24 protein-coding genes, 5 tRNA genes and 1 pseudogene are annotated in these 26,006 nt (G+C 51.1%); 24 read left to right on the forward strand and 6 right to left on the reverse strand.

Annotation, left to right across the window (positions count from 1 at the left end):
- Positions 1-498 precede the first annotated feature (498 nt).
- A complete protein-coding gene (locus ACP3TC_RS03995; protein WP_426817563.1) occupies positions 499-2,562 on the reverse strand; it encodes an alpha-amylase in 2,064 nt (687 codons plus the stop codon).
- A gap of 296 nt (positions 2,563-2,858) precedes the next feature.
- Here ACP3TC_RS03995 and ACP3TC_RS04000 point away from each other — a divergent pair, with 296 nt between their 5' ends.
- Positions 2,859-3,200 carry a zinc ribbon domain-containing protein YjdM gene (locus ACP3TC_RS04000; RefSeq protein WP_313853411.1) on the forward strand — a complete coding sequence of 114 codons (342 nt, stop codon included), beginning with the start codon at positions 2,859-2,861 and terminating at the stop codon, positions 3,198-3,200.
- Between the two features lie 63 nt (positions 3,201-3,263).
- On the opposite strand, the gene ACP3TC_RS04005 is transcribed toward ACP3TC_RS04000, so the two are convergent.
- On the reverse strand, positions 3,264-4,166 hold the full coding sequence (locus ACP3TC_RS04005) for a dihydrodipicolinate synthase family protein (protein ID WP_426818234.1): 903 nt from the start codon (positions 4,164-4,166) through the stop codon (positions 3,264-3,266).
- Positions 4,167-4,289: 123 nt separating this feature from the next.
- Here ACP3TC_RS04005 and tam point away from each other — a divergent pair, with 123 nt between their 5' ends.
- The 15 genes from tam (at position 4,290) to luxS (ending at position 15,320) form a co-directional block, all read left to right on the forward strand.
- Positions 4,290-5,063 carry a trans-aconitate 2-methyltransferase gene (tam, locus tag ACP3TC_RS04010; RefSeq protein WP_426817564.1) on the forward strand — a complete coding sequence of 258 codons (774 nt, stop codon included), beginning with the start codon at positions 4,290-4,292 and terminating at the stop codon, positions 5,061-5,063.
- Between the two features lie 165 nt (positions 5,064-5,228).
- A complete protein-coding gene (gene pncC / locus ACP3TC_RS04015; protein ID WP_426817565.1) occupies positions 5,229-5,738 on the forward strand; it encodes a nicotinamide-nucleotide amidase in 510 nt (169 codons plus the stop codon).
- 80 nt (positions 5,739-5,818) lie between these two features.
- Positions 5,819-6,883: a recombinase RecA gene (gene recA / locus ACP3TC_RS04020; RefSeq protein WP_313853407.1), complete on the forward strand. Its 1,065-nt coding sequence runs from the start codon at positions 5,819-5,821 to the stop codon at positions 6,881-6,883.
- Positions 6,884-7,182: 299 nt separating this feature from the next.
- A complete protein-coding gene (locus tag ACP3TC_RS04025) occupies positions 7,183-7,692 on the forward strand; it encodes a regulatory protein RecX (protein ID WP_426817566.1) in 510 nt (169 codons plus the stop codon).
- A 138-nt stretch (positions 7,693-7,830) separates the two neighbouring features.
- Entirely contained in the window at positions 7,831-10,458 is a 2,628-nt protein-coding gene (gene alaS / locus ACP3TC_RS04030) for an alanine--tRNA ligase (protein ID WP_426817567.1), read from the forward strand.
- Between the two features lie 247 nt (positions 10,459-10,705).
- Positions 10,706-10,891 (forward strand): carbon storage regulator CsrA, encoded by a 186-nt coding sequence (gene csrA, locus ACP3TC_RS04035; protein ID WP_026112062.1) that lies wholly within the window; start codon positions 10,706-10,708, stop codon positions 10,889-10,891.
- 295 nt (positions 10,892-11,186) lie between these two features.
- A tRNA-Ser gene (locus ACP3TC_RS04040) sits at positions 11,187-11,279 on the forward strand.
- Between the two features lie 8 nt (positions 11,280-11,287).
- Positions 11,288-11,364: transfer RNA gene (locus tag ACP3TC_RS04045), tRNA-Arg, on the forward strand.
- A 107-nt stretch (positions 11,365-11,471) separates the two neighbouring features.
- Positions 11,472-11,548: transfer RNA gene (locus tag ACP3TC_RS04050), tRNA-Arg, on the forward strand.
- 54 nt (positions 11,549-11,602) lie between these two features.
- Positions 11,603-11,679 (forward strand) — tRNA-Arg (locus tag ACP3TC_RS04055).
- Positions 11,680-11,734: 55 nt separating this feature from the next.
- Positions 11,735-11,811, forward strand: a tRNA-Arg gene (locus tag ACP3TC_RS04060).
- A gap of 216 nt (positions 11,812-12,027) precedes the next feature.
- On the forward strand, positions 12,028-12,594 hold the full coding sequence (gene yqaB, locus ACP3TC_RS04065; protein ID WP_426817568.1) for a fructose-1-phosphate/6-phosphogluconate phosphatase: 567 nt from the start codon (positions 12,028-12,030) through the stop codon (positions 12,592-12,594).
- Positions 12,591-13,019 carry a YqaA family protein gene (locus ACP3TC_RS04070; RefSeq protein WP_313853402.1) on the forward strand — a complete coding sequence of 143 codons (429 nt, stop codon included), beginning with the start codon at positions 12,591-12,593 and terminating at the stop codon, positions 13,017-13,019. Before yqaB ends, ACP3TC_RS04070 begins: the two co-directional genes overlap by 4 nt.
- A 72-nt stretch (positions 13,020-13,091) precedes the next feature.
- Positions 13,092-14,654, forward strand: a complete 1,563-nt coding sequence (gshA, locus tag ACP3TC_RS04075; protein WP_313853401.1) for a glutamate--cysteine ligase — start codon at positions 13,092-13,094, stop codon at positions 14,652-14,654.
- Between the two features lie 150 nt (positions 14,655-14,804).
- Positions 14,805-15,320 carry an S-ribosylhomocysteine lyase gene (gene luxS, locus ACP3TC_RS04080; RefSeq protein ID WP_313853399.1) on the forward strand — a complete coding sequence of 172 codons (516 nt, stop codon included), beginning with the start codon at positions 14,805-14,807 and terminating at the stop codon, positions 15,318-15,320.
- Positions 15,321-15,429: 109 nt separating this feature from the next.
- On the opposite strand, the gene ACP3TC_RS04085 is transcribed toward luxS, so the two are convergent.
- Positions 15,430-16,716, reverse strand: a complete 1,287-nt coding sequence (locus ACP3TC_RS04085; RefSeq protein WP_313853397.1) for an HlyC/CorC family transporter — start codon at positions 16,714-16,716, stop codon at positions 15,430-15,432.
- Between the two features lie 25 nt (positions 16,717-16,741).
- Positions 16,742-17,530, reverse strand: coding sequence for a cytochrome C assembly family protein (locus ACP3TC_RS04090; protein WP_052900044.1), 789 nt, complete (start codon positions 17,528-17,530; stop codon positions 16,742-16,744).
- A 168-nt stretch (positions 17,531-17,698) separates the two neighbouring features.
- Here ACP3TC_RS04090 and ffh point away from each other — a divergent pair, with 168 nt between their 5' ends.
- The 6 genes and pseudogenes from ffh to ACP3TC_RS04120 all read left to right on the forward strand — a co-directional run.
- Positions 17,699-19,060, forward strand: coding sequence for a signal recognition particle protein (ffh, locus tag ACP3TC_RS04095; RefSeq protein ID WP_313853395.1), 1,362 nt, complete (start codon positions 17,699-17,701; stop codon positions 19,058-19,060).
- A gap of 148 nt (positions 19,061-19,208) precedes the next feature.
- Positions 19,209-19,457: a 30S ribosomal protein S16 gene (gene rpsP / locus ACP3TC_RS04100; protein ID WP_012442365.1), complete on the forward strand. Its 249-nt coding sequence runs from the start codon at positions 19,209-19,211 to the stop codon at positions 19,455-19,457.
- 18 nt (positions 19,458-19,475) lie between these two features.
- Positions 19,476-20,024 (forward strand): ribosome maturation factor RimM, encoded by a 549-nt coding sequence (rimM, locus tag ACP3TC_RS04105; RefSeq protein WP_313853392.1) that lies wholly within the window; start codon positions 19,476-19,478, stop codon positions 20,022-20,024.
- 35 nt (positions 20,025-20,059) lie between these two features.
- Positions 20,060-20,824, forward strand: coding sequence for a tRNA (guanosine(37)-N1)-methyltransferase TrmD (gene trmD / locus ACP3TC_RS04110; RefSeq protein ID WP_426817569.1), 765 nt, complete (start codon positions 20,060-20,062; stop codon positions 20,822-20,824).
- 52 nt (positions 20,825-20,876) lie between these two features.
- Positions 20,877-21,224, forward strand: coding sequence for a 50S ribosomal protein L19 (rplS, locus tag ACP3TC_RS04115; RefSeq protein ID WP_031374778.1), 348 nt, complete (start codon positions 20,877-20,879; stop codon positions 21,222-21,224).
- A gap of 205 nt (positions 21,225-21,429) precedes the next feature.
- Positions 21,430-21,705 (forward strand): annotated as a pseudogene (locus tag ACP3TC_RS04120) (GNAT family N-acetyltransferase); the annotation flags it as partial.
- On the opposite strand, the gene ACP3TC_RS04125 reads toward ACP3TC_RS04120, so the two are convergent.
- Positions 21,676-22,203 carry a GNAT family N-acetyltransferase gene (locus ACP3TC_RS04125; RefSeq protein WP_426817570.1) on the reverse strand — a complete coding sequence of 176 codons (528 nt, stop codon included), beginning with the start codon at positions 22,201-22,203 and terminating at the stop codon, positions 21,676-21,678. The pseudogene ACP3TC_RS04120 and the gene ACP3TC_RS04125 overlap by 30 nt on opposite strands.
- Positions 22,204-22,554: 351 nt before the next feature.
- Between ACP3TC_RS04125 and ACP3TC_RS04130 the strand changes: the two genes are divergently transcribed.
- Both ACP3TC_RS04130 and tyrA read left to right on the forward strand, forming a co-directional pair.
- Positions 22,555-23,634 carry a 3-deoxy-7-phosphoheptulonate synthase gene (locus ACP3TC_RS04130; protein ID WP_313853385.1) on the forward strand — a complete coding sequence of 360 codons (1,080 nt, stop codon included), beginning with the start codon at positions 22,555-22,557 and terminating at the stop codon, positions 23,632-23,634.
- A gap of 2 nt (positions 23,635-23,636) precedes the next feature.
- Complete coding sequence (gene tyrA / locus ACP3TC_RS04135) at positions 23,637-24,758, forward strand: bifunctional chorismate mutase/prephenate dehydrogenase (RefSeq protein WP_313853383.1); 1,122 nt, start codon at positions 23,637-23,639, stop codon at positions 24,756-24,758.
- Positions 24,759-24,888: 130 nt separating this feature from the next.
- Here tyrA and ACP3TC_RS04140 read toward each other — a convergent pair whose 3' ends face one another.
- The gene (locus ACP3TC_RS04140) at positions 24,889-25,941 is read right to left on the reverse strand and encodes an ABC transporter substrate-binding protein (RefSeq protein ID WP_426817571.1); all 1,053 of its coding nucleotides are present in this window, start codon (positions 25,939-25,941) and stop codon (positions 24,889-24,891) included.
- Between the last annotated feature and the right edge of the window lie 65 nt (positions 25,942-26,006).

The following is a 26,006-nucleotide window of genomic DNA, read 5'->3' on the forward strand; positions in this document are numbered from 1 at the left end:
TAAATTAGAACTCGTTCGTAATAATTAACTGGCAGTAGAGGTATCAGACCGTCAGAACAATTTAAAAATTTTAAGATTGTGATTTATTAAGTCTGTATGCCAATTTTTTGTCAACGATTTTTATTTTAATTTTTTATTAATGATGTCTGGCTGATGATAATTTAATAAATCATACGTTTATATTAATCTTTGTGAGAGTTCTCTGAATAAAAATCGTCAGAAAAATGAAGGGGAGAATAATTTCGCTGTCATTTACTGTTTTTTTTAGTGTGTGATTTGGTTTATAGCACTGGTTTTTAATTAATTTTTTTGGATTGGTTCGGACCAGGTGATATTTACTCAGCTTTTTATATCGTTTTGATTGGTTTTCACCGCTTTCAGTATCGATAAGGGTTGAGATTATGCAGCACACTGGCGACCATTGAGAATGGCTTAATGGTCGCCAGCGCTATCCTATTTTTTGCTTAAGATCTTCAGTTATCAGAAAATCTGCGGTAATTACTGACTGTCACCCACCCACACTACCATCACCCGGTCATTCTCATACTGGCGGCTGAAAGCGTAGTAGTTTGTCTGCAGCTGGGATTGCTGCACGCCAGCGCCAACTGCCGGATGGCGGGCGCGGAAGGCTCCCAGTTTCTGCCAGTGTTGCAGTAATGCTGCTTTGGTACCCTGCAATTCATTCCAGTTCATATCTGAACGGGTGCCTTGCAATGGGTCAGAACCGGTCGGTCCAAACGGACGACCACTTTCGTCACCATAATAAATTTGCACCGCACCAGGTGCCAGCAGCAGCAGGTCCGCCGCGCGCTGCTGTAGGAAGAGCGACTGCCCGGCATCGTGTTCGAAAAACAGTCGGGTATCATGTGAGGAGATATAGCTCAATACATTGAAGCTTTGCAGTTTATCGGCCATGAGCTGATAAGTGCTATCAATAGCGGAGTAACAGCTTAGCGCCTGGGCGGCTTGCTCTTGAAAATCGAAATTAATCATCGCGTCAAAACCGTGCTGATAATAATCACTCTGCATTACGCCGTGACCCCAGGCTTCACCGGTCATCCAGAACGGTGCGTTATCCACGGCTTGCTCAGGATGCTGTGCTTTCCACTGTGCCAGTGCCGTGACAGCCTGTTGCTTTAACTGTGCCAGCGTGGCTTTATCAACATGTTTAGCCGTATCAACGCGAAAACCATCAATGCCATATTCGCGCACCCACTGAGATAACCAGTGGGTCAGATAATCGCGGGGAGTCGCACCGGGAATTTCACGCGCGCCGCTATCGGACTTATGGCGATAAAATAGCGGCAGACCGCTCGGCGCGGAGGCTTCGGTTTTCATATCCGGCAGGAATGCCAGTGACATCGTCAGGTCATCATATCCCGGCGAGTCATAATCGCCGATGTCGGTACGAATCCAGTTTTTACCCCACCATTGGCTCCAGCCGGTAGGGTCAGAGAAATTGATATAGTCATTAAAGCTGTGCCAGTTCTGACCCGCCGCCGGTTGCCAGTCACCCCAGTGTTTACCGAGGACTTTTTCCCGCTCGGCTCCTTGCAGATATAGCGCACCAAACTGATAGTCCTGCATATCGGCAAGCGTGGCGTAACCGGCATGATTGACCACGACATCAAATAACAAACGAATACCCCGTTTATGCGCCTGTTCAACCAGCGTGCGCAGATCCTGCTCGTTACCCATATTGGCATCAAGCCGCGTCCAGTCGAGGGTGTAATAGCCATGATAGGCATAGTGGGGGAAGTCGCCTTTGGTGCCACCGCCGATCCAGCCATGAATCTGCTCCAGCGGAGAACTGATCCACAGCGCGTTTACCCCAAGCTGTTGCAAATAATCGAGCTTTTGCGTTAATCCGGCCAGATCGCCGCCGTGAAAAGTACCCATTTCCTGCTGGCCGTCGCTGCGTCGGCCATAGCTGTGATCGTTAGTGGGATCGCCATTGGAAAAACGATCGGTCAGCACGAAATAGATCGTGGCGTTGTGCCAGTTAAACACGGCATTCTTTTCCGTGAACGCAGGCTCCAGCAGTAAGAGCCCGCCGCCAGTGGCCGCTGGTTGCAGGCTGATTTTTCCTTGCTTAACGGTTGCCGTCTGGCCTGAGTAAAAGTCGCGAACGGTTTCCCCTTCGGCAAAGCTGTTACCAACGTTAATTGTGACCGGCTTGCCATCCCAGCGCGGGCAGGTCTGGCTGACCACGGTATTAAGGGGCTCAGTCAGGTTTTTCACACTGAGTTGCAGCGTTGGCGTGCCGCTGCGGGTATCGATCCGCAGCTGATATTCCCCGGCGCGAAATTGCCGCCAGTTGACCGCAGGCTTATCGCCACAGGGCTGCAATGAAAGTGTCTGATTCAGTTTGATCGGCTCTGTGGGTTGCCAGCACTGTCGATCCTGATACAACCGGAGTGGCAACTGGCCTTTTGCCAGCTTAGCACTGCTGGTGAACTGCCCGTCTCCAATGGCAGTAAAGGCGGGGAAGCTTTCCTGAGTCCAGCTGGCTGTGGCCAGCGGTGACAGTAACATCAGCAGCGAAAGGGGCAGAGTTTTCATCACTCTCCTTGTCAGGGGCAGTTAGCGGAATTTCCAGACATAGCATTAATATGAACGCTGCTGAAAAAAACACCTCATCCTGTCGGCTGAATCGCGGGGGATGAGAGGTCAGGTGGAGTGATAAGTAGCTGGTGAAAAACATATTTCAGTGTTGGCTGTGAGTATAATCCGCATTTTATCCGCTAAAGATACTGTTCTTCAGGCGATTAAACAGTGTAAAATGTACACACACAAACCTTGTGGTATATGATTCGCAAGGTTTTTAATTTTATTTAATTAAATTTTAAGGGGTTAAGGTGCAACAGTTACCAGAGTGTCCAAAATGTAGCTCCGCATTTACCTGGCAGGATGGCGAGCAGCTGAACTGCCCTGAGTGTGGCCATGAGTGGCCAGTCAATGCGGCGGCCGCGACAGAAGAAGAAGGGCTGGTGGTGCGTGATGCCAATGGCAATTTGCTGGCGGACGGCGATGCGGTTACCGTGGTGAAAGATCTTAAAGTGAAGGGCAGCTCTTCAACGCTGAAAATCGGTACTAAAGTGAAAAGCATTCGCCTGGTTGAAGGCGACCACAATATCGATTGTAAAATCGATGGCTTTGGTCAGATGAAGCTGAAATCAGAGTTCGTTAAGAAGAACTGATTCTCCTGCGATTCACTGCCGTTGCCACTTTATAGCGTAACGGCAGTGGCACTTTGCCGTGGGTTACTGCTGACTCTCTTCAGCGAACAGCCGGTCTACGGCCTGGCACTGTTCTTCATCCAATCCGCCGCCAATATTGCGTGAGTCAGGTGTCATGTAGCCGAAGCGGCGTGACACGCTGGTTTTGATGGCGCTAACAAAATCGTCACCGAGGGTATAAATCGCCATCAGTCTGCCGATGCGCTGCTGAATTTGCGTCAGCGCGGCTAAATCCTCGCTCTGCCATGCCCGCATTGCCGCGGCAAACAGTTCAGGCACCAGATTATTCAGGCCGCAGATTACCCCGGCGCCACCGGCCAGCAGGTTAGGCAGTAAATATTCATCATAACCTGACAGTACTGCAAAATCTGCCCGCACTTTTTTCGTCTCTTCTGTCATTAAACGGTTGTGCGACAGGCAGTCGACCGTATCTTTAATGCCAATAAATTTCGGCAGTTCAGCCGCCAGCTCTGCCACCAGTGCCGGATCAAGATCGCAGCCGGTTCGCGCCGGAAAGTTATAGGCTAACCACTTGCCCGGCAGACGTTTATCCAGCTCATGGTAGTAGCTCAGCAGCTGTTTACGCGTCTGAGCAAAGTAATAGGGCGGTAACACCATTACGGCATCGTAGCCGGATCGATCTGCCTGTTCCGCCAGCTGAATCATATCTGCAAAGCAGGTGCTCGATACGTTGGCGACCATAGGCAGTGGCGACATGCTGCGCGCTTCGCGTAACAGTAACAGGCGCTCTTGCTGATTCAGCGAGGCGAATTCGCCAATGCTGCCCATCAGTAATAGCGCATCAATACCGGACGCCGTTAAGCGAGCAAAATGTTGATTTAGTGCCGAAAAATCAATTCTGTCCTGGCCATCAAATGGGGTGACGGAAGGGCACCAGACTCCACTTAATTCAGATTGGTGACTCATCATATTCTTCCTGTTCGAAAAAATGAAACGTCGTTTTAACTTAATGCTTAACGGCGACAAATGTCATAACTGCTATCTTGATTACTCGAGCTGGATCGCATTTTTACCTGTCGTGAGGTGTGTATGAATGACTGGAATCCCGATCTTTATCGTCGGTTTGAAGCAGAAAGAACGCGTCCGGCGCGTGAGTTAATCGCCCGTATTCCGGCAATTCACGTCGGCAGCGCTACCGATCTTGGTTGCGGGCCGGGTAACAGTACTGAACTGCTGTGGTGCGCATGGCCACAGGCGAAAATCACCGGGTTGGACAGCTCGCTTTCGATGCTGGAACAGGCGCAAGCGCGCTTGCCCGATTGCCATTTTATGCCAGCCGATATCCACAACTGGCAGGCGACAGCACCACAGGATGTCATTTTCGCCAATGCATCATTGCAGTGGCTGGATCAGCATCAACAGTTATTGCCGCAGCTGGTTGCGCAGCTGGCTGCTTATGGGGTGCTGGCGATACAGATGCCGGATAATCTGGAGGAGCCTTCGCACCGACTGATGCGTGAGGTAGCGGCGCGTGCTGAATGGCAGCAGAAAATCAGCAGTCGTGCCGCCGAGCGTAAAAAATTGCTGACTGCACAGCAATATTACGACTTGTTAAGCCAGGCGGGCTGTAGCGTGGATATCTGGCGTACCACTTACTACCATCTGATGCCGGATGCGGCGGCGATTATCGACTGGCTTAAGGCCACCGGACTGCGGCCATTTCTTGCTTCACTGAATGAAAACGAGCAACAGCGCTTTTTACAGCAGTATCTGGCCGAAATTCGTCAGGCTTATCTGCCGCAAACCGACGGCAAAGTGCTGCTGGCATTTCCTCGCCTGTTTATGGTGGCGCAAAAGCGTTAAGCGGGAAGGGAGGGCTGCTTGTATTTAATGCTGCATGTCCCCATCTGTGATCCTGAATGCCTCTCGCAAAACGGCCATCCAGCGGGCAAGCCCGATAAAAAACGTTACGTCTTCGCGACGCTTTATTGCTAACGTTGCTTCTTAACCGTAGTCAGGAAACTCGATATGACAGATGACCAACTGAACCAACTGAGCGCCGCCGTGGGCCATCTTTTACAGCGCGATAATGCTACGGTAACCGCCGCAGAATCCTGCACCGGTGGCTGGATTTGTAAGGTGCTGACGGATATTGCTGGCAGCTCTGCCTGGTTCCATCGCGGCTTTGTGACCTACAGCAATGATGCCAAGCAGCAACTAATTGGCGTCAGTGGCGAATCGCTGGCGCAGTGGGGAGCGGTCAGTGAACAGGTGGTTCATGAAATGGCGCAGGGAGCCCTGCGCGCCGCCGATGCGCAGTTTGCGGTAGCAGTCAGCGGTATTGCCGGGCCGGATGGCGGCAGCGCAGAAAAACCGACCGGAACGGTGTGGTTCGGCTTTGCTACGGCCGACGGCAGGGCGCTGACCAGACGACAGCTTTTTGCTGGCGATCGTGAGGCAGTGCGTCGTCAGGCAACCGCTTACGCGCTGCAAACGCTGCATGATGAATTTCTCGAAAATAAACTTGATACTGTATGACTATACAGTATAATTACTGTCATTCGTATTACAGCAAAGCAACCTCGAGTGTGCTTTACCCTGCATGATTAGGAGTGGAAATGGCTATTGACGAAAACAAGCAAAAAGCACTGGCAGCCGCGCTGGGCCAGATTGAGAAGCAATTCGGTAAAGGCTCCATCATGCGCCTGGGTGAAGACCGCTCTATGGATGTGGAAACCATCTCTACCGGTTCACTCTCACTGGATATCGCGCTGGGTGCTGGTGGTTTACCAATGGGGCGTATTGTTGAGATTTATGGCCCTGAGTCCTCCGGTAAAACCACGCTGACGCTGCAGGTGATTGCCGCTGCACAGCGTAAAGGTAAAACCTGTGCCTTTATCGATGCCGAGCATGCACTGGACCCGGTTTACGCGAAAAAACTGGGCGTGGATATCGATAACCTGCTGTGTTCGCAGCCGGATACCGGTGAGCAGGCGCTGGAAATCTGTGATGCACTGGCGCGTTCCGGCGCGGTTGATGTCATCATCGTCGACTCCGTTGCCGCACTGACGCCGAAAGCAGAAATTGAAGGCGAAATCGGTGACTCACATATGGGCCTTGCTGCACGTATGATGAGCCAGGCGATGCGTAAACTGGCCGGTAACCTGAAGCAGTCCAATACTCTGCTGATCTTTATCAACCAGATTCGTATGAAAATCGGTGTGATGTTCGGTAACCCGGAAACCACTACCGGCGGTAACGCACTGAAATTCTATGCCTCTGTTCGTCTCGACATCCGTCGTATCGGCGCGATTAAAGAGGGCGACAATGTGGTCGGCAGCGAAACCCGCGTCAAAGTGGTGAAAAACAAAATCGCTGCACCCTTTAAGCAGGCTGAATTCCAGATTATGTACGGCGAAGGTATCAACGTTTACGGTGAACTGGTTGATCTTGGCGTCAAGCATAAGCTGATTGAGAAAGCCGGTGCCTGGTACAGCTACAATGGTGACAAGATCGGTCAGGGTAAAGCAAACGCAGGTAACTATCTGAAAGAAAACCAGGCGGTTGCCAACGAGATTGAATCGAAACTGCGTGACATGTTGCTGAATAACCCAAGCGATAAACCAGATTTCGTTGCTGACGATCTTGAGAAAGAAGCCAGCGAATCGAATCAGGACTTCTGATATTTATGTCTGAGGCGGCACAGATGCCGCCCTGATTGCAGTAAATATCAATACACTGGCGGCATTTTGCCGCCTTTGCTATAAATGGAGCAGCAACTGGCTCGCACCTGCGTTCACCATCTGGTTTATCTTCATCATTAAACGCCTTTCGCTCTGTTTTCTGCGCTTTATCCTGCTTTTTATTTACCAATCGCTCAACTTCCTTTGTTTCTGTGTTGATTTCTCGTTACGCTCTGCTGATCAGCCAGTAAATTTTGTCTGATTAAGTTGTAATTAGCCTTTAACTGCTCCGGAGTGTTATGTCTGACGCCACCACCAGCCGAAATTCACTCTCGCGTCTGCTCGATCGCGCAATGCGCATTCTGGCGATGCGTGACCACAGTGAAGCCGAGTTTCGTCAAAAGTTGACGCTGTCCGTTCAGCGCGCGGCGCGCTTTCGTCAGGAGGAAGTGCCAGAGATCTCTGAAGAGGATATCGAAAAGGTGGTGGCATGGTGCTATCAGCATGGCTGGCTCGATGATGCACGTTTTGCGGAACGTTTTGTCATAAGTCGTGGTCGTAAAGGTTATGGCCCACAACGTATTCGTATGGAACTGGGGCAAAAAGGCGTGAGCAGGGAGCTGACTGAAGCAACGTTAGCGTCGACAGAAATCGACTGGTCAGCGCGAGCTTTTGAAGTGGCTGAACGTAAGTTCGGCTTGCCGCTGCCAACAGAATGGAAGGAAAAAGCCAAATTGCAGCGTCATTTGCTGTCGAAAGGCTTCTTTATGGAAGATATTCAGGCCATTTTCAGAAATTTTGATGATTGAGCCCCGATGGGATTTTACTTCGCACTGAAGAAATTTTATCTTATTCCCACTTTTTGTTCGTGTATCACCGGGCTGCCATAAGGCTGGTTCGCGTTGCAAGATACACGGAACGTTCGTTAGCGTGATTCCAGGACAATTATGAGCAAGAGCACTGCTGAGATCCGTCAGGCGTTTCTCGACTTTTTTCATAGCAAGGGACATCAGGTTGTAGCCAGTAGCTCCCTCGTACCCAATAACGACCCTACGTTACTGTTTACTAACGCCGGGATGAACCAGTTTAAAGACGTTTTCCTCGGTCAGGACAAGCGTAATTATACGCGTGCCACGACTTCGCAGCGCTGCGTGCGTGCCGGTGGTAAGCATAACGATCTTGAAAACGTCGGTTATACCGCACGTCACCACACTTTCTTTGAGATGCTGGGCAACTTCAGCTTCGGCGACTACTTCAAACATGAAGCTATCGCTTTTGCCTGGGAACTATTGACCAGTGAGCAGTGGTTTAATCTGCCGAAAGATCGTCTGTGGGTGACCGTTTACGAAACTGATGACGAAGCGTTCGCCATCTGGGAAAAAGAAGTGGGTGTGCCGCGCGAGCGTATTATCCGCATCGGTGATAACAAAGGCGGAGCCTACGCGTCAGACAACTTCTGGCAGATGGGCGATACCGGCCCTTGTGGTCCCTGTACCGAGATCTTTTTTGACCATGGCGATCATATCTGGGGTGGCCCACCTGGCTCTCCAGAGGAAGATGGCGATCGTTATATTGAAATCTGGAATATCGTCTTTATGCAGTTCAACCGTCAGGCCGATGGCACTATGCTGCCATTGCCAAAACCTTCGGTTGATACCGGTATGGGCCTTGAGCGCATTACCGCAGTTCTGCAACACGTTAACTCCAACTATGAAATCGACCTGTTTGAGAAACTGATAAAATCAGTCGCTCAGGTTACCGGCGCTACCGATTTGTCGAATAAATCACTGCGCGTGATAGCCGACCATATCCGTTCCTGTGCCTTCCTGATTGCTGATGGCGTCATCCCGTCAAACGAAAACCGGGGCTATGTGCTGCGCCGTATTATTCGTCGCGCAGTGCGTCACGGAAATATGCTCGGTGCAACCGGCACTTTCTTCTACAAGCTGGTTGCGCCACTGATTGATGTGATGGGCAGTGCAGGTGAAGAACTGAAGCAGCAGCAGTCGCAAGTTGAGCTGGTGCTGAAAACCGAAGAAGAGCAGTTTGCTAAAACGCTGGAGCGTGGTCTGGCGCTGCTGGATGACGAGCTGGCTAAGCTGGAAGGCGATACGCTGGATGGCGACACCGTTTTCCGTCTCTACGACACCTTTGGTTTCCCGGTGGATTTAACCGCGGATGTTTGTCGTGAGCGCAATCTGAAAATCGACGAAGCCGGCTTTGAGCGGGCGATGGAGCAACAGCGTCGCCGGGCACGTGATGCCAGCGGCTTCGGTACGGATTACAATAATGTAATCCGTATTGATTCCGCTTCTGCTTTTAAAGGTTATGACCAGCTGGAACTGAACGCCACCGTGAAGGCGATCTTTGTTGATGGTCAGCAGGCAGATGAAATCACCGCAGGTCAGGAAGGGGTGATTGTGCTTGATGAGACGCCATTCTATGGTGAATCAGGCGGACAGGTTGGCGATACCGGTGAACTGAAGGGAACGGCGGCGCATTTTGCGGTGAACGATACCCAGAAGTACGGTCAGGCTATTGGCCACGTCGGCAAACTGGTTTCAGGCCAGCTGCGCGTCGGTGAACGCCTTAATGCACAGGTTGATAAAGCGCGTCGTGCGCGCATTCGCCTGAACCACTCCGCAACGCATTTGCTGCATGCTGCACTTCGCCAGGTTCTCGGCGATCACGTCGCGCAGAAAGGCTCGCTGGTTAATGATAAATATCTGCGCTTTGACTTCTCTCACTTCGAAGCGATGAAACCTGAACAAATTCGTCAGGTGGAAGATATTGTCAACGCACAAATTCGGCGTAATCTTGCAGTAGACACCAATATCATGGAGCTGGAAGAGGCGAAAGCGAAGGGTGCAATGGCGCTGTTCGGTGAGAAATATGATGACCAGGTTCGCGTGCTGAGCATGGGAGACTTCTCTACCGAGCTGTGTGGTGGAACTCACGCCAGCCGTACGGGTGATATTGGCCTGTTCCGCATTACCTCTGAGTCAGGAACAGCTGCCGGTGTACGTCGCGTTGAGGCGGTTACCGGTGAGGGTGCATTGGCACAGATGCATGCGCAGAGCGAGCAGCTGCAGGATATTGCGCATCTGGTTAAAGCCAACAACAGTAACCTGAATGAGAAAGTGCGTTCGGTTATTGAGCATGTACGACTGCTGGAGAAAGAATTACAGCAGTTGAAAGACCAGCAAGCTGCGCAGGAGAGTGCTTCACTGAGCAGTAAAGCGGTTGAAGTTAAAGGGGCAAAATTGCTGGTTAGCGAACTGAGCAATGTTGAACCTAAAATGCTGCGTACGATGGTCGACGATCTGAAAAATCAGCTCGGTTCGGCAATCATTGTGCTGGCAACGGTAGCAGAAGGTAAAGTATCCCTGATTGCCGGGGTGACAAAAGACCTTACCGACCGTGTGAAAGCGGGTGAGCTGGTTGGTGCGTTAGCCCAACAGGTTGGCGGTAAAGGTGGTGGACGCCCTGATATGGCCCAGGCAGGCGGTACCGATGCACAGGCGCTGCCTGCTGCACTGGCTGGCGTCGAGTCATGGGTTGCTGCAAAACTGTAACGATAAAAAATGCAATGTCGGAGAGCGCCGGGGTGGCAAAATCCCGGTGATTTTCCAGATGCTGCGCACCCTGTAATCATAAAGTCAGGTTGATGTAGTGTATTTCGGCTAAACTATGTATCAGCAGAATGTATTGGCGTGATGATGAGCAATGCGTTATTTGTCATAGTCTATGTTCAGCGTTATATGATGGATATTGCCGGGAACTCTACAAACCCGACTCTTTTAATCTTTCAAGGAGCAAAGAATGCTAATTCTAACTCGTCGAGTTGGTGAAACCCTCATGATCGGTGATGAGGTGACTGTAACAGTGCTGGGGGTTAAGGGTAACCAGGTTCGCATCGGTGTGAACGCCCCTAAAGAAGTTTCGGTACATCGCGAAGAGATCTATCAGCGTATTCAGGCCGAAAAAACTCAGCCTACGAGTTACTAACGGATCCTGCGCCTCGCTGTTTTAGCGAGGCGCTACCGGTTTTCCTGCTATTTCCCGCGATTTCTTTTCTTTCTCAATAAAGTCACCGTCCTGTTTTTGTGAACTGCATCAGCGCTTTTTAGTTGATAAATCACTCTTTTTGTCGTCAAAGTGGTCAAATTGACTGTGATTTGTGCAAACAAACAAATAGCTCGGAAAAATTGTTTGACTTATAAGTGCGGGAAAGTAATATGTGCGCCACGCAGTGCCGATGAGCAGAAACAAGTTCAGCGGTGCAGTTCGAAAGAACGCGTATGGTGAGGTGGCCGAGAGGCTGAAGGCGCTCCCCTGCTAAGGGAGTATGCGGTCAAAAGCTGCATCGAGGGTTCGAATCCCTCCCTCACCGCCATTACTGATGCATCCGTAGCTCAGCTGGATAGAGTACTCGGCTACGAACCGAGCGGTCGGAGGTTCGAATCCTCCCGGATGCACCATACTACGAAGTAGTATTAACTACTGAGTAGCGAGAATTTCGATATCGTGTTAGCAGCGCGTATCAAGGTGAGTAGTTGGCACCCTGCGTTATACAAGAATTAGCAATGCATCCGTAGCTCAGCTGGATAGAGTACTCGGCTACGAACCGAGCGGTCGGAGGTTCGAATCCTCCCGGATGCACCATTCTCTGGTATTCCCTCAGGTCAGTCGCATTATCTCCCAAATTGCTTTTCCGATGCATCCGTAGCTCAGCTGGATAGAGTACTCGGCTACGAACCGAGCGGTCGGAGGTTCGAATCCTCCCGGATGCACCATATTGTTTAGCATTAATCAGTATCCTGCAGTCACTTTTCAACATGCTTTTCCGATGCATCCGTAGCTCAGCTGGATAGAGTACTCGGCTACGAACCGAGCGGTCGGAGGTTCGAATCCTCCCGGATGCACCATATTCCCCTGGTTTTGTTTCCTCTCCTTAACGTCTTGTCCTTCAATTCCTGTTGTTATCAGAATTCCCATACCAGCCCTGTTCTGCCCCATACACTTTTAATCTCATCGTCAATTCCCGATTGCTTTCAAAGCATTTGCTGTTAATCGCTGACAGCGACAATCCGGGCACTTTGCGATAAAGTAAAAGGCTCATTGATTCAATGGCTGGAGAGAACATGTACGATCGTTATGACGGCTTGATTTTCGATATGGATGGCACCATTTTGGATACGGAGCCGACGCATCGCAAAGCCTGGCATCAGGTGCTGGCCCGCTACGGCATGACCTTTGACGAAACGGCTATGATTGGCCTTAACGGTTCTCCCAGCTGGCGCATTGCTGAAATGATTATTGCCAGCAATAAGACAGATCTTGATCCTTATGTATTGGCGGCGGAGAAAACCGCTGCTCTCGACAAAATGTTGCTGGATTCGGTAAAGCCGTTGCCGCTGGTTGAAGTGGTAAAGGCGTATCACGGCCGACGACCAATGGCGGTCGGTACCGGCAGTGAGCATGAGATGGCCGACAGATTACTGCGTCATTTAGGTATTCGCGACTGTTTTGACGTGATTGTCGGTGCTGATGATGTTACGCGTCATAAGCCGGAACCGGATACATTCTTACTCTGCGCACAGCTGATGGGCGTCGAGCCGGGCAAATGTGTGGTGTTTGAGGATGCCGATTTTGGCCTGCAGGCGGCAAAGGCTGCCGGCATGGATGTTGTTGATGTCCGTTTACTGTGAATGAATGGCTGACCTGGGGGTCACTGTTTGCCAGTAGCTTTCTGAGTGCCACGCTGCTTCCGGGAAGTTCTGAAGTGTTGCTGGCGGCGCTGTTGATTGCCGGTAAGTCATCAGTGGTGAGCTTGATTGGTATCGCCGCACTGGGAAACACACTGGGTGGTTTGACCAATATCGTTATTGGTCGCTTACTGCCACAAAAACAGCAAGGACGATGGCATGCCACAGCAATGACGTGGTTGCACCGCTTAGGGCCAGCAGCGCTATTATTTAGCTGGCTACCGGTGATTGGCGACCTGTTATGCGTTATTGCTGGCTGGCTGCGCTTTTCGTGGTTTCCGGTAGTACTGTATCTGGCTATCGGTAAGACACTACGTTACATAGTGGTTGCGTTTGCAACCTTACAGGGCATGGAGTGGTGGCATTGATTCTCGCTGATTCAGGGCTACGGTTAACATTATGCTGAACAATAATAATTTTTCTCTGAGCGGGAGGTCAATTTGATCCCGGACGTATCACAAGCGCTTTCCTGGCTGGAAGCTCATCCCAACGCGTTAAATGGCATTGGCCGCGGTATTGAACGTGAAACGCTGCGTGTTAAACCAGATGGTCATCTGGCAACTACCGGACATCCCGACTCTCTCGGCTCAGCGCTGACCCATAAATGGATCACGACCGATTTCGCTGAGACGCTGCTGGAATTTATTACCCCGGTTGAGCAGGATATCGATCGCCTGCTGGCGTTTCTGCGTGATATCCACCGCCATGTATCACGTGATATTGGTGAAGAGCGCATGTGGCCATTCAGCATGCCGTGCTTTATCGATGAAAGCGATAATATTGAACTGGCACAGTACGGCAGTTCCAATATTGGTCGTATGAAGACCTTATATCGTCAGGGGCTGAAAAATCGCTATGGCGCGCTGATGCAAACCATCTCCGGCGTGCACTATAACTTTTCGCTGCCGCTGTCGTTCTGGCAGGAGTGGGCGGGGGTAAAAGATAGCGAGAGCGGCAAAGAGGCGATCTCTGACGGCTATTTGCGGCTGATCCGTAACTATTACCGTTTCGGCTGGATTATTCCTTATCTGTTTGGTGCCTCTCCGGCGATCTGTTCTTCATTCTTACAGGGTAAAGAGAGCAGCCTGCCGTTTGAGCGCAGCGATAAGGGCATGCTGTATATGCCTTACGCCACGTCGTTACGCCTGAGCGATCTGGGCTATACCAACAAGTCGCAGAACAGCCTTGGTATCACCTTTAACAATCTACCGGATTACGTCACCGCGTTAAAGAACGCGATTAAAACGCCTTCAGAGCAGTATGCTGAAATCGGCCTGAAAGATAAAAATGGCGATTATTTGCAGCTGAACACCAATGTGCTGCAGATCGAAAACGAACTGTATGCGCCAGTGCGTCCGAAACGCGTGACTAAGTCGGGTGAAGCGCCCTCCGATGCGCTGCTGCGCGGCGGTATTGAATATATTGAAGTGCGTTCACTGGATATTAATCCGTTCTCACCGATTGGCGTGGATGCCGACCAGGTGCGTTTCCTCGATCTTTTCCTGATTTGGTGTACTCTGGCTGATGCGCCGGAAATGAGCAGCGAAGAGCTGCTGTGCAGCCGACAGAACTGGAATCGTGTCATTCTGGAAGGGCGCAAGCCGGGGCAGACTATCGGCATGGGCTGCGAAACCGCTCAGCAACCGTTGCTCGACGTGGGCAAACAACTGTTTGGCGATCTGCGTCGTGTGGCGGAAACTCTCGATGGTAATCAGGGCGATCGTCGTTATCAGGAAGTCTGCGATCAGCTGGTCGCGTCGTTTGACGATCCTGAACTGACCTATTCAGCCCGAATTCTGCATGCGATGAAGGAAAATGGCCTTGGTGGCAGCGGTCTGGCGCTGGCGGAGCAATATCGTCAGTTGCTGGCTGAAGAGCCTTTAGAAGTGTTGACTGAGCAGCAGTTTGCACAGGAAGCCGAGCGTTCGCGAGCGAGTCAGCAGCAGATCGAAGAGAGCGATACAATAAGTTTTGAAGAATTTCTCGCCACTAAGGCGGGCTAGAAAAGAAAAAGGCCACATCACTGTGGCCAAATTAACATCTCTGTTGTCAGGGATGATGATAACAAAATGCGCGTCTTTCACTTACTCAGACGCACGGCGAGCAGAAAAGTTTCATTTATTTTTAAATTTTCTTAAACAGGAGGTGACTGTATGCCACTACTGGATAGTTTTACTGTTGATCATACGATCATGGCCGCACCTGCGGTACGCGTTGCGAAAACCATGAATACGCCGCACGGCGATGCCATCACTGTTTTCGACCTGCGTTTCTGCAAGCCGAATAAAGAAGTGATGCCGGAGCGGGGTATTCATACGCTGGAGCACCTGTTTGCTGGCTTTATGCGTAATCACCTGAACGGCGACGGTGTGGAAATCATCGATATTTCCCCAATGGGATGCCGCACTGGTTTCTACATGAGCCTGATTGGTACACCGGATGAGCAGCGCGTTGCCGATGCCTGGAAAGCGGCGATGAGCGATGTGTTGAAAGTGACTGACCAGCGTAAGATCCCGGAACTGAACGAGTATCAGTGCGGAACTTATGAAATGCACTCGCTGGATGAAGCGCAGGAGATTGCGCGTCATATCGTTGACAGCGAAATCCGCGTCAACCATAACGACGAACTGGCGCTGCCGAAAGAGAAACTGCAAGAACTGCATATCTAGTTTTCTCTTTAGAGAAAACGGGCAGGAGCGGCGTTTTCGTCGTCTATGCCGATGATTTGCACAGGCAAAAAAGGCGACCCTGAGGTCGCCTTTTTTAATGGATGACAGATTATGAACCGACCGACTGCTTCAGCGGTTTCTGCGGAGTGATTTTGATCTGTTTGACCATATTTTCCTGCACATCAAGAATATCGATGGCGTAGCCACCTAACTGGATGGTGGTGCCAGCTGACGGTATCTCTTCCAGCGCTTCCAGCAGCATGCCGTTAACGGTACGCGCTTCCTCTTCCGGCAGGTTCCAGTTAAAGGCTTTATTCAGTTCGCGTACGTTAGTGCTGCCTTCGACCAGTACCGAGCCATCATTCTGTGGCATCACTTCTTCCGCCAGCGTCGGTGACATTGAGGTGGTAAAATCCCCGACAATCTCTTCAAGAATGTCTTCGATCGTCACCAGCCCTTTAATATCACCGTATTCATCAATCACCAGCCCGGCTTTCTTTTTGTTGCGCTGGAACTTCACCAGTTGCACATTCAGCGGCGTACCTTCCGGGACATAGTAAATTTCGTCGGCGGCACGCAACAGATTCTCTTTGGTGAACTCTTTCTTCTCGGTCATCATGCGATAGGCTTCGCGCACGCGCAGCATGCTGATTGCGTCATCAAGCGAATCACGGTACAGCACAATGCGGCCGTGAGGCGAGTGGGTTAGCTGGCGCACAATCGCTTTCCAGTCGTCGTTGACGTTGATGCCGACAATCTCATTGCGCGGCACCATGATGTCATCAACACTGACTTTCTCCAGATCCAGTACCGACAGCAGCATATCCTGATTGCGGCTCGACATCAGGGTACGCGACTCATGCACAATGGTACGCAGCTCATCTTTGCTCAGCGCGGCGCTGATCGCGCCGTCAACTTTCATACCGACCATGCGCATCAGGATGCGCGTGATGGTATTCAGCAGCCAGACCAGCGGCAACATAATGATCTGTAGCGGCCCCAACAGCAAACTGCTGGGAAAAGCCACTTTTTCCGGGTAGACCGCCGCGATGGTTTTCGGCAGCACCTCAGCAAACACCAGTACCACAAAGGTCAGAATACCGGTTGCGATGGCGACGCCGGCATCACCGTACAGGCGCATGCCGACAATCGTCGCCAGTGAGGAGGCGAGGATATTAACGAGGTTATTACCGATCAGCACCAGGCTTATCAGACGATCGGGACGACGTAACAGCTTCTCAACGCGGCGAGCAGCACGATTTCCATTTTTCGCCTGATGCCTCAGGCGATAACGGTTGAGCATCATCATCCCGGTTTCTGAACTGGAGAAGTAGGCTGAGACGAGCACCATGATCACCAGCGTGATGATCAGGGTAGTGGTTGAAACATGTTCCAACGCAGCAATTCCTTGTGGTGAGAGGTCAGGACATGAGGTGTTGCAGGACGCGGCTACCAAAATAGGCCATGGTCAGCAACAGTGCGCCGCCGCAGTTAAACCAGACGACGCGACGACCGCGCCAGCCCTCATGATAATGGCCCCAGAGTAATACGATATAAACAAACCAGGCGATAATCGACAGCACCGCTTTGTCGACGTTTTCGCGGCTGAAAAGATCCTGCATAAAGAACAGACCGGTGCACAACACCAGCGTCAGCAACACAACACCAACCTGGGTAATGTGGAACATTTTGCGCTCAATGACCATCAATGGTGGCATATCATTGCTGAATGCGAGCTTTTTATTTTTCAGCTGATAATCGATCCACGCCAGCTGTAGCGCATACAGTGCGGCGATAATCAGCGTGGCATAAGCCAGCAGCGCCAGACCAATATGGATCATCATCCCCGGCGTGGTTTCCAGGTGTGTGATAAAGGCATTGGGAACAAATGTCGCAAACGCGAGGTTAATCAACGCAAAGCTATAGATGATCGGCAACAGCATCCAGCCACGATTGCGCGAAGCCACAATCGTCATAATGGTACAGATCAGCAAGCTGACCAGTGAGCCAATGTTCAGCAGGCTGAGATTCTGGCCACCCTCCATGCCAAATATCCGCTGCTCCAGCGCAACGCCGTGAGCAACCAATGCAACGCAGGCAGAAATAACCGCCAGACGCCGCCATGCGCTGTTTTTACGGACCAGGCTTGGGATGATCAGGGCAAGGCTGAGTGAGTAGGCGAAAAGCGCCACAATCGCGAATACGAACATAGATGTTGTCAGGTACCGGCCGTTAAGAAAAACAGCAGTATAGCGCCAGCGGCAGCATGCACCAAACGATCTCATCGCCGATTGCAGAGATCGCCATCGCTTCGTGTTATAATCCGCCGAATTGTGTCGCCTGTGCGGCCTCTCTTATACGACGTTGAGCGAGAGACAATGTTTGATAATTTAACCGATCGTTTGTCGCAGACCCTGCGCAATATCAGTGGCCGCGGAAGGCTGACCGAAGAGAACATTAAAGAAACCCTGCGCGAAGTGCGCATGGCGCTGCTGGAGGCGGACGTAGCTCTGCCGGTGGTTCGTGACTTTATTAATCGCGTCAAAGAGCGCGCGGTAGGTCATGAAGTTAATAAAAGCCTGACGCCAGGCCAGGAATTCGTCAAGATCGTTAAGAACGAACTGGTCGCGGCGATGGGTGATGAAAATAACACCCTGAATCTGGCTGCACAGCCGCCGGCGGTAGTGCTGATGGCCGGTTTGCAGGGTGCGGGTAAAACCACCAGCGTAGCGAAGCTGGGTAAGTTCCTGCGCGAGAAGCATAAAAAGAAAGTGCTGGTGGTCTCTGCTGACGTCTATCGTCCGGCGGCAATTCGTCAGCTGGAAACGCTGGCCGAACAGGTTGGCGTGGATTTCTGCCCTTCTGACCTCAGCCAGAAACCGGTCGATATCGTCAACAATGCGCTGCAACAAGCGAAGCTGAAATTCTACGATGTGCTGCTGGTGGATACCGCCGGTCGTTTACACGTTGATGAAGCAATGATGGACGAAATCAAACAGGTACACGCCGCGATTAATCCGGTAGAAACCCTGTTTGTCGTCGATGCAATGACCGGTCAGGATGCGGCAAATACCGCGAAAGCGTTTAATGAAGCGCTGCCGCTGACCGGTGTGGTACTGACCAAAGTTGACGGTGATGCACGTGGTGGTGCGGCGCTGTCGATTCGTCACATCACCGGTAAACCGATTAAATTTATGGGTGTCGGCGAAAAAACCGAAGCCCTTGAGCCGTTCTATCCGGACCGTATTGCGTCGCGCATTCTCGGTATGGGTGACGTGCTGTCACTGATTGAAGATATTGAAAGCAAAGTTGACCGCGCACAGGCGGAAAAACTGGCCAGTAAGCTGAAGAAAGGTGATGGTTTTGACCTGAACGATTTTCTTGAGCAGCTGAAGCAGATGCGCAACATGGGTGGTATGGCCAGCCTGATGGGTAAACTGCCAGGTATGGGCCAGTTACCCGATAATGTGAAATCGCAGATGGATGACAAAGTTCTGGTACGCATGGAAGCGATGATCAACTCGATGACGCGTAAAGAGCGTGAGAAGCCAGAAATCATTAAAGGTTCGCGTAAACGCCGTATTGCCACCGGTTCCGGTATGCAAGTGCAGGACGTCAACCGCCTGCTGAAGCAGTTCGACGACATGCAGCGCATGATGAAGAAGATGAAGAAAGGCGGCATGGCGAAAATGATGCGCGGTATGAAAGGTATGATGCCACCAGGATTCCCTGGTCGCTAACAGGGTCCGAAATATCATAGCGTAAAAGGATAGTGAGCTTTAGATTGCTTTTTGCGCCAAAATGAGTAAAATTTTCGGGCTTTTTATATTGCACCTGGGCCCCGTTCCTCGATGGGGCCCGGTTGTTTTATTAACTAAAGAGGATGTTATGGTAACAATTCGTTTGGCACGTCACGGCGCTAAAAAGCGTCCGTTCTATCAGGTAGTCGTAACTGACAGCCGTAATGCACGTAACGGTCGCTTTATCGAGCGCGTAGGCTTTTTCAACCCGATCGCTTCTGGTCAGGCTGAAGCACTGCGTCTGGATCTGGACCGTATTGAGCACTGGGTTGGCCAGGGCGCAACGCTTTCTGATCGCGTTAACGCGCTGATCAAGCAAGCTAAAAAAGCAGCTTAATCTGTCACGGTGGTCAACATGAGCAAGCAACTCGCCGCCCAGCCCCCTGTTAAGCCGCTTATTCTCGGCAAAATGGGTGCGGCATACGGTATCCGTGGTTGGCTCAAAGTGTTTTCCTCCACCGAAGACGCCGAAAGCATTTTTGACTATCAGCCGTGGTTTATTCAACGTGCGGGTCAATGGCAGCTTATCGAGCTGGAAGGCTGGAAGCGCCACAATCAGGATCTGATCATCAAAGTCAAAGGCATTGACGATCGTGATGCTGCAGGACTCTACACCAATTGCGAAATTGTGGTCGATTCCGAGCAATTGCCAGAGCTGGATAGCGGTGACTATTACTGGAAAGACCTTATCGGTTGCCAGGTTGTCACCACTAAAGGCTATGAGCTGGGTAAAGTCACTGAGTTGATGGAAACCGGTTCTAACGACGTTCTCGTCGTGCAGGCAAACCTGAAAGATGCCTTCGGTGCGAAGGAGCGGTTAATTCCGTTTCTTGATGAACAGGTTATCAAGAATGTCGATCTCACTACCGGCACCATCGAAGTAGATTGGGATCCTGGTTTTTGACCTCCGAACAAAGCGGTAAGCAGGCAGCTCCATCGATGTGGATTGGTATAATCAGCCTTTTTCCAGAGATGTTTCGCGCGATTACCGACTACGGGGTAACTGGCCGGGCAGTAAAAAATGGCCTGCTCAGCATTCAGAGCTGGAGTCCTCGTGATTTCACTCATGACCGGCACCGTACCGTAGACGAACGTCCTTACGGCGGCGGACCGGGAATGCTAATGATGGTTCAACCCTTACGGGATGCCATCCACGCAGCAAAAGCGGCGGCAGGAGAAGGTGCTAAGGTGATTTATCTTTCACCTCAGGGGCGCAAACTTGACCAGAATGGCGTTTGCGAACTGGCGACTAACCAGAAGTTAATTCTGGTATGTGGTCGCTATGAAGGGATTGATGAGCGCGTAATTAAAACCGAGATCGACGAAGAGTGGTCTATAGGTGATTACGTTCTCAGTGGTGGCGAGCTGCCAGCAATGACCTTGATTGATTCAGTATCCCGGTTTATTCCAGGCGTACTGGGCAAACAAGCCTCAGCCGAAGAAGATTCGTTTTCTGATGGTTTGCTGGATTGTCCGCACTACACCCGGCCTGAGGTGTTGGAAGGGATGGAAGTTCCGTCAGTTTTACTGTCGGGCAACCATGCTGATATTCGCCGCTGGCGCCTGAAACAGTCGCTGGGCCGTACCTGGCTTAGAAGACCTGAACTTCTGGAAAACCTGGCTCTGACTGAAGAGCAAGCAAGGTTGCTGGCAGAGTTCCAACGGGAATTCACCATGCACCAAAACGATGATGCGGTAGGTTAAGCGTATCGCTAACCTCCTTAAATATCAGTTTACCCAGGATAAGAGATTTATTATGAGCAACATTATTAAGCAAATTGAACAAGAGCAGATGAAACAGGACGTACCTTCATTCCGTCCGGGTGATTCCGTGGAAGTGAAAGTATGGGTCGTTGAAGGTTCTAAAAAACGTCTGCAGGCATTCGAGGGCGTGGTTATCGCTATTCGTAACCGCGGTCTGCACTCTGCATTCACTGTTCGTAAGATTTCCAACGGCGAAGGTGTTGAGCGTGTATTCCAGACTCACTCACCAGTAATCGACAGCATTACTGTTAAACGTCGTGGCGCTGTGCGTAAAGCCAAACTGTACTACCTGCGTGAGCGTACTGGTAAGTCAGCTCGTATCAAAGAGCGTCTTAACTAAGATACAGCTTACGCTGCATCCAAAAGTTAATAGCAAACAAGGGGTTGACCGACTGGTCAGCCCCTTTTTTTTCTGGTAGTAACCGCTCAGTGCTGTCACATTAATGGCAACGACACATCCACAAACTGGGGCTTTGTATGCAGCGAATCAATCAGTACCAGCAACCCATCGGTGAAGCATTACCTGACTGGCAACCGGTGTTGTCGCCACCGCGAGCGGTGATCGCCGTTGCGAATGGAAGTGTGATTCATTGAATGCCCCCTCGCGAGTGGCGGCCGAGCGTCTGGGATTTCGCTGGGAAGGACGATTTCGTCAGATGATGGCGCGCAATAATCGCAACCGCGATACGGACTGGTTGTCGATTATTGACAGCGAATGGCCAGCGATAAATCTGGCAATCAGTACATGGCTTGATCCGCAGAACTTCAGCGCAGAGGGGCAGCAGATCCATTCACTGCGCAGCCTGATGCCTGCGGCGTAAATGATAAATAGCGGTATTAACCGGGCCGCTATCGAGAATGATTAAGCCATAGCGCATATCAATAAACTCTGCGCCACTGGCTTTGGCTACCGCCCGGCTGGCAAGGTTGGCTTCTGCCGCCAGAATCTCGACGGTGTTCACTTCTGCGCATCTGAAAGCCAGCGCTGCAAGGTCGCTGACCGCCTGACGGGCAATTCCCCTACGCTGGTGACTGCTGCGAACCCAGTAGCCGATTGCCGGTAAGCTGAATTTATCGCGCGCATAGCGCAGGCCGGCTCCACCTAACAGATGACCTTCATCATCGTAAATGCCAAACTCATCCGCCTCGCCTTTACTGCGCTGCATCGCAGTAAAAGCAAACCACTCACGTGCATCCTGTTCACTGTAACCCGCATGCGCCCAGACCATCCACGGCAACAGGCTGTCCAGTGACTCATTCACCGCCTGCGCAAAAGCAGCGGCATCCTGCATCGCAAAAGGACGAAGGCGTATATTCATGATATCTCCGGCATAAATGATAGTAGGTTGTCCGCTCTGCTATACATCATAGAAGGATGAAGGAAAGATTGCGATCGTGATGCAGGTTGCAGATTTAAAAGCGTTTTTTTTGGCTGATGCTCATGAGATAAAAAATGACTGTAATTATATCTTTACGGTTTATTTGCTGCTTTGGTATGCAATAAACTATTGATTAATAAGTTATTATATGAAAAAAATCGGTTGATTTTAATTGAGTGGTAAATAAAGTGTACATATGTGGATTGCAGGCTTTACGTTATATGGTAAAGTAATCCCTACCTCATTGAGGATCTTAACGAACGCATAAACGAGTGAGAAAGGATCAGGATCATGCAAAAAGACGCGCTGAATAATGTTCATATCGCCGACGAACAGATATTGATTACTCCGGAAGAGCTGAAAAAACAGTTTCCGCTAAATGCCCAGCTGGAAGCGCAGATTGCTGCTTCCCGTCAGACCATTTCTGACATTATCAGCGGTAAAGATCATCGCCTGCTGGTGGTATGCGGACCTTGTTCAATTCACGATCCTGAAGCTGCGTTGGAATATGCCCGTTATTTAAAAGATCTCTCTGAGCAGTTGAAGGATCAGCTGTATATCGTTATGCGCGTCTATTTTGAAAAGCCTCGTACCACCGTCGGTTGGAAAGGGCTGATCAACGATCCTTATATGGATAACTCATTTGATATGGAAGCCGGTCTGCACATTGCGCGTCGCTTGTTGCTGAACCTGGTGGAAATGGGTCTGCCATTGGCGACCGAAGCGCTCGATCCTAACAGTCCGCAATATCTTGGCGATCTGTTCAGCTGGTCAGCGATCGGCGCGCGTACCACCGAATCGCAAACGCACCGTGAAATGGCCTCTGGCCTGTCGATGCCGGTTGGCTTTAAAAATGGTACTGACGGCAGCCTGGGTACGGCAATCAATGCGATGCGTGCTGCGGCAATGCCACACCGTTTTGTTGGCATCAACCAGGCGGGGCAGGTTTGTCTGTTGCAGACCAAAGGCAACCCGGATGGTCACGTCATTCTGCGCGGTGGTAAAGCACCAAACTACGGCCCGGAAGATGTTGCGCAGTGTGAAAAAGAGATGCTTCAGGCGGGACTCCGTCCATCCTTGATGATAGATTGCAGTCATGGCAACTCAAACAAAGACTATCGTCGTCAGCCCGGCGTGGCTGAGTCTGCAATAGCGCAGATCAAGGATGGCAACCGTTCAATTATCGGTCTGATGCTGGAAAGCAACATTAATGAAGGCAATCAGTCATCTGAACAGCCACGCAGCGCGATGCGCCACGGTGTTTCCGTTACCGATGCTTGCATCAACTGGGCGTCTACCGAAACGCTGCTGCGTAATATCCATCAGAATCTGGCTGGAGTGCTGACGGCGCGTCTGTCACAAGAGGTTTAATTATGGTGGCTGAACTGACCGCGCTACGCGATCAAATTGATGAAGTTGATAAAGCGCTGCTCGATCTGCTGGCCAGACGACTGGAACTGGTTGCCGAAGTTGGCGAAGTTAAAAGCCGTTACGGATTACCGATTTATGTTCCTGAACGCGAAGCTTCAATGCTGGCTTCGCGGCGTAAAGAGGCGGAAACACTGGGTGTGCCGCCTGATTTAATTGAGGATGTATTGCGTCGTGTAATGCGCGAATCCTACTCAAGCGAAAATGATAAAGGTTTCAAAACTCTCTGTCCTGAACTGCGTCCGGTGGTGATTGTCGGGGGCAGAGGGCAGATGGGGCGGCTGTTTGAAAAGATGCTGACCCTGTCGGGTTACCAGGTGAAAATTCTGGATAAGGGCGACTGGGAACAAGCAGAAGCCCTGCTCAGTGATGCGGGCATGGTAATTATCAGCGTGCCGATTCATCTGACTGAGCAAGTGATTGCCGAACTGCCAAAACTGCCGGATGACTGTATTCTGGTGGATCTGGCATCGGTAAAAAATCGTCCGTTGCAGGCGATGCTGGCGGCACACAGTGGCCCGGTTCTCGGGTTGCACCCGATGTTTGGCCCGGACAGCGGCAGCCTGGCGAAGCAGCTGGTCGTCTGGTGTGACGGTCGTCAGCCGGAGGCTTATCAGTGGCTGCTGGAACAGATTCAGGTCTGGGGCGCGCGTTTGCACCGTATCAGCGCCGTTGAACACGACCAGAATATGGCGTTTATCCAGGCGTTGCGCCACTTCGCGACCTTTGCTTATGGTCTGCATCTGGCAGAAGAGAATGTTAATCTGGAACAGCTTCTGGCGCTGTCGTCACCGATTTATCGTCTGGAACTGGCGATGGTCGGGCGTCTGTTTGCTCAGGATCCGCAGCTGTACGCAGACATTATTATGTCTTCAGGCCGCAATCTTGAACTGATCAAACGCTATCATCAGCGATTTGGCGAAGCTATCACGCTGTTGGAGCAGGGCGATAAGCAGGCATTTATCGACAGTTTCCGCCGGGTAGAGCATTGGTTTGGTGATTATGCCAAAAGCTTCCTGGTGGAGAGTCGAACGCTGCTGCGTCAGGCGAATGACAGCCGTTTGTGACAGCGAGCCGGTTGAACGTCAAAATCGGCGCTTAGCCGCCGGATAGTCAATATGCGCAGAGTCTGGTCAGCCATCAGTGCCGGCCAAATTTTGCGCAATCTGTCAGCTGCCAGTCCCCCGCTGTCTGAGACTAGTTAAAACCCTGATAGTTACTACGATAAAAGCGTTGATACCACTGCTGCGCCAGCTTCTGCATATCAATATCGGCAAATCTCTGCGGATAGAGTTTTTTAGCCATCCAGAGTTCACCCAGTCCGATTGCTTCCGGCATCGGATAGCCCCACGCTTTGGCGTACTCTGGCATCAGATAGACCCGATGATTTTTTACCGCGTCAATCGCCTGCCATTGCTTGCTGTTGTTGATCTCTGCCGGCACCTGCGGATAGCGATCCTGAACAAAGATCACCTGTGGATTCCATGTCAGCACTTGCTCCATCGCCACTTGTTTGTAGCCTTTGACCGTTGCGGCGGCAACATTAAGTGCGCCAGCATGCGACATCATCAGGCCGGTATATTTCCCGGATCCATAGGTCGTGAGTTCGGGATTAGCCATATAGACACGAATGCGCTGCTGGGGCGCAATATCCTTTAATCGCTCAGTGATTACCGCCCGTTGCGCAAAGGCAGCCTGAATTAGATCTTCCGCCTGCTGCTGGCGATTCACCACTTTGCCAATCAGGCGGATACCGTCTTTAAGACCTTCATCGTATGCCCGATCGTCATCCTGCCACGAGGGATTCAGCTGATTCTGGTGCTGCGCATTCCCTGCATGCAGGGAAATGGCGATCACCGGGATGCCCAACTGCGAGATTTGATCAATCATCTCCTGCGGCGCGTAGTTAGTAACAAACACCACCTGCGGATGTAGCGCGACCAGTTTTTCCAGGTCGACGTGGGTTAAATCACCCAGCAATGGAATGCTGTTTAAGGCCGGTACCAGCCGCTGATAATTATCGCCCAGCTGCTGTTTCCAGTTGCTTAAAATACCAACCATGGTTTGCGTCGCATCAAGCTGAACCAGCAGATTAAGCGTCTGATGTTGTAGTACTACCACGCGATCAACCTGGTCCGGAATAGTCACTTCGCGACCTAACTGATCGGTAACCTGGCGCGAGGCCAGTGATGAAAACGACGTTAAAAGTAGAAAAAACAGTAGGCTGAAGTGCTTTACTCGTGAATACATGATGATCACCTTATCGCTATGTAATTTATTATATAGCGATGGGCGCTCAGCGTAAATTGCTGTTT

This window comes from Winslowiella sp. 2C04, from assembly GCF_050037805.1.
Lineage (GTDB): Bacteria > Pseudomonadota > Gammaproteobacteria > Enterobacterales > Enterobacteriaceae > Erwinia > Erwinia toletana_A.

Bases quoted from the DNA above. Each gene is read 5' to 3' on its own strand.
- ACP3TC_RS03995 (WP_426817563.1), bottom strand. From the start codon at position 2,562: ATGAAAACTCTGCCCCTTTCGCTGCTGATGTTACTGTCACCGCTGGCC.
- ACP3TC_RS04005 (WP_426818234.1), bottom strand. From the start codon at position 4,166: ATGAGTCACCAATCTGAATTAAGTGGAGTCTGGTGCCCTTCCGTCACC.
- tam (WP_426817564.1), top strand. From the start codon at position 4,290: ATGAATGACTGGAATCCCGATCTTTATCGTCGGTTTGAAGCAGAAAGA.
- pncC (WP_426817565.1), top strand. From the start codon at position 5,229: ATGACAGATGACCAACTGAACCAACTGAGCGCCGCCGTGGGCCATCTT.
- recA (WP_313853407.1), top strand. From the start codon at position 5,819: ATGGCTATTGACGAAAACAAGCAAAAAGCACTGGCAGCCGCGCTGGGC.
- ACP3TC_RS04025 (WP_426817566.1), top strand. From the start codon at position 7,183: ATGTCTGACGCCACCACCAGCCGAAATTCACTCTCGCGTCTGCTCGAT.
- alaS (WP_426817567.1), top strand. From the start codon at position 7,831: ATGAGCAAGAGCACTGCTGAGATCCGTCAGGCGTTTCTCGACTTTTTT.
- csrA (WP_026112062.1), top strand. From the start codon at position 10,706: ATGCTAATTCTAACTCGTCGAGTTGGTGAAACCCTCATGATCGGTGAT.
- yqaB (WP_426817568.1), top strand. From the start codon at position 12,028: ATGTACGATCGTTATGACGGCTTGATTTTCGATATGGATGGCACCATT.
- luxS (WP_313853399.1), top strand. From the start codon at position 14,805: ATGCCACTACTGGATAGTTTTACTGTTGATCATACGATCATGGCCGCA.
- ACP3TC_RS04090 (WP_052900044.1), bottom strand. From the start codon at position 17,530: ATGTTCGTATTCGCGATTGTGGCGCTTTTCGCCTACTCACTCAGCCTT.
- ffh (WP_313853395.1), top strand. From the start codon at position 17,699: ATGTTTGATAATTTAACCGATCGTTTGTCGCAGACCCTGCGCAATATC.
- rpsP (WP_012442365.1), top strand. From the start codon at position 19,209: ATGGTAACAATTCGTTTGGCACGTCACGGCGCTAAAAAGCGTCCGTTC.
- rimM (WP_313853392.1), top strand. From the start codon at position 19,476: ATGAGCAAGCAACTCGCCGCCCAGCCCCCTGTTAAGCCGCTTATTCTC.
- trmD (WP_426817569.1), top strand. From the start codon at position 20,060: ATGTGGATTGGTATAATCAGCCTTTTTCCAGAGATGTTTCGCGCGATT.
- rplS (WP_031374778.1), top strand. From the start codon at position 20,877: ATGAGCAACATTATTAAGCAAATTGAACAAGAGCAGATGAAACAGGAC.
- ACP3TC_RS04125 (WP_426817570.1), bottom strand. From the start codon at position 22,203: ATGAATATACGCCTTCGTCCTTTTGCGATGCAGGATGCCGCTGCTTTT.
- ACP3TC_RS04130 (WP_313853385.1), top strand. From the start codon at position 22,555: ATGCAAAAAGACGCGCTGAATAATGTTCATATCGCCGACGAACAGATA.
- tyrA (WP_313853383.1), top strand. From the start codon at position 23,637: ATGGTGGCTGAACTGACCGCGCTACGCGATCAAATTGATGAAGTTGAT.
- ACP3TC_RS04140 (WP_426817571.1), bottom strand. From the start codon at position 25,941: ATGTATTCACGAGTAAAGCACTTCAGCCTACTGTTTTTTCTACTTTTA.